General features: G+C 43.5%; 2 protein-coding genes and 2 pseudogenes. All 4 read left to right on the top strand.

Translation table 11 applies throughout. The features are described from left to right. Window positions 1-89 precede the first annotated feature (89 nt). Window positions 90-179 (top strand): annotated as a pseudogene (locus FGQ85_RS18095) (abortive phage infection protein); the annotation flags it as partial. Continuing rightward, window positions 176-1,030, top strand: a complete 855-nt coding sequence (locus tag FGQ85_RS18090; protein ID WP_002595844.1) for a nucleotidyl transferase AbiEii/AbiGii toxin family protein — start codon at window positions 176-178, stop codon at window positions 1,028-1,030. The pseudogene FGQ85_RS18095 and the gene FGQ85_RS18090, both read left to right, overlap by 4 nt. Beyond that, entirely contained in the window at window positions 1,027-1,353 is a 327-nt protein-coding gene (locus tag FGQ85_RS18085; RefSeq protein WP_006773027.1) for a hypothetical protein, read from the top strand. Before FGQ85_RS18090 ends, FGQ85_RS18085 begins: the two co-directional genes overlap by 4 nt. Window positions 1,354-1,407: 54 nt before the next feature. Further along, a pseudogene (locus tag FGQ85_RS18080) lies at window positions 1,408-1,788 on the top strand (relaxase/mobilization nuclease domain-containing protein); the annotation flags it as partial. Window positions 1,789-1,865 lie beyond the last annotated feature (77 nt).

The raw sequence follows: 1,865 nt of genomic DNA, 5'->3' as shown, positions 1-1,865 counted from the left end.
GTAAAAAAATACAACCCAAAGGCTGTATTTTCAATATATTTTTCAGTTGTTAGAATGGAGAAAGTGGCAAAGTCGGGAGGTACTTTTAAAAAGATAAGAACCTGCGAGCTTTAATGCAATATGCTGGGATGTTCAAGGTGGAAAAAATTTTACGACAGTATTTGGAGGTACTTTTATGATAAAAACAGCAAGGCAGCTTAAAGATTTAATACGAAACCTTTCCAGAGAAAAATCCGCAGATGCTCAGATTTTAATGAGGAACTACATGATGGAGCGTTTTTTGGAGCGTATTTCTCTTTCTGAGTATCGTGATAAGTTTATCTTAAAGGGTGGTATGTTGGTAGCGGCTATGGTTGGATTGGATGCCCGCTCTACGATGGATTTGGATGCAACCATAAAAGGAGCTAATGTTAATGTGGAGGATATTGAGAATCTAATTTCATCAATCGTAACTGTTCCGATTGATGATGGTGTTAAATTTCAGCTGAAAAGTATTTCGGAGATTATGGATGAAGCAGAGTATCCGGGGATTCGTGTCAGCATGAGTACAACATTCGATGGTGTAGTGACCCCTTTGAAAATTGATATTTCTACGGGAGATGCAATCACTCCAAGAGAGGTTCGGTATTCATTCAAACTTATGCTGGAAGATCGCTCCATTGATATTTGGGCTTATAATTTAGAAACTGTGCTGGCAGAAAAACTGGAAACCATTATTACTAGAACCACAACCAATACCCGCATGAGAGATTTCTACGATATTTACATTTTAGAACAGCTGCATGGAACCACGCTGAACCCGAAAATTTTACATGATGCGCTTCTGGCAACTGCTCATAAACGGGGATCGGAGAAGTATCTTAACCAGGCTGAAGAAGTTTTTGACGAAGTGGAAAATGATTCGGTTATGCAAAAACTTTGGGAGGCATACCGTAAAAAGTTTTCTTATGCTTCTGATTTGGAATGGGATGTGATTATGAAAGCAATTCGCAGGTTATATGTTCTTTGCGAGAAGGGCATCAGCTTATGAAAAAGCATGGACACTATTGTAAAGTTTGTGGTGAATACAAAGCCAACGAAAAATTTTCAGGCAAAGGTCATGCATCCCACATTTGTAAATCCTGTGCTTCGCTACCAGCAGAAAAGCAGGCTGAACTGATGACACTGAATCGTCTTTTGAATCTTCCATGGAGGCTATCGAAAGAGCAGTTGTCCTGGCTGAAAAATCGACTAAAGGATAGGCGGCCTGATGTCCGTGCATTGGCGCAAGAGCAATATGAAATGAGATTTCCACCAAGACACTTAGAAGATGATGAGTTCAATTTTTTCGATGAAGAAAGTTTTATAGAATAGTGAAAGCGGTCTGCTATGGCAGGCCGTTTTCTTTTCGGGAAGGAGGTCTGACCTATGGCAACCACAAGAATCATGCCGCTTCATGTCGGCAAGGGCCGCACAGAAAGTCGGGCGATCAGTGACATCATCGACTATGTGGCCAATCCCAAAAAAACAGATAATGGCAGGCTCATTACCGGCTATGCGTGTGACAACAGGACTGCGGATGCAGAGTTCCTTCTGGCAAAGCGGCAGTACCTTGCCGCGACCGGACGAGTGCGAGGTGCGGATGATGTGATCGCCTATCATGTGCGCCAGTCGTTCCGCCCCGGTGAGATCACACCGGAGGAAGCCAATCGGCTGGGTGTGGAATTTGCCAAGCGATTCACCAAGGGCAATCATGCCTTTGTGGTCTGCACCCACATAGACAAGTCGCACATTCACAATCACATTATCTGTGCGCCCATAAGGGGCAGAGTAAATCCGCTTAGCAAGCGGCAGGCGTGAGGTTTCATGCCTGTGGTCAACGGCTA

Source organism: Pseudoflavonifractor sp. BSD2780061688st1 E11 (assembly GCF_005844125.1).
GTDB classification, from domain to species: domain Bacteria; phylum Bacillota; class Clostridia; order Lachnospirales; family Lachnospiraceae; genus Sellimonas; species Sellimonas catena.
This window is presented reverse-complemented; position numbering and strand designations above follow the sequence as displayed.

Coding starts and splice junctions, on each gene's coding strand:
- FGQ85_RS18090 (WP_002595844.1), top strand. CDS start 176: ATGATAAAAACAGCAAGGCAGCTTAAAGATTTAATACGAAACCTTTCC.
- FGQ85_RS18085 (WP_006773027.1), top strand. CDS start 1,027: ATGAAAAAGCATGGACACTATTGTAAAGTTTGTGGTGAATACAAAGCC.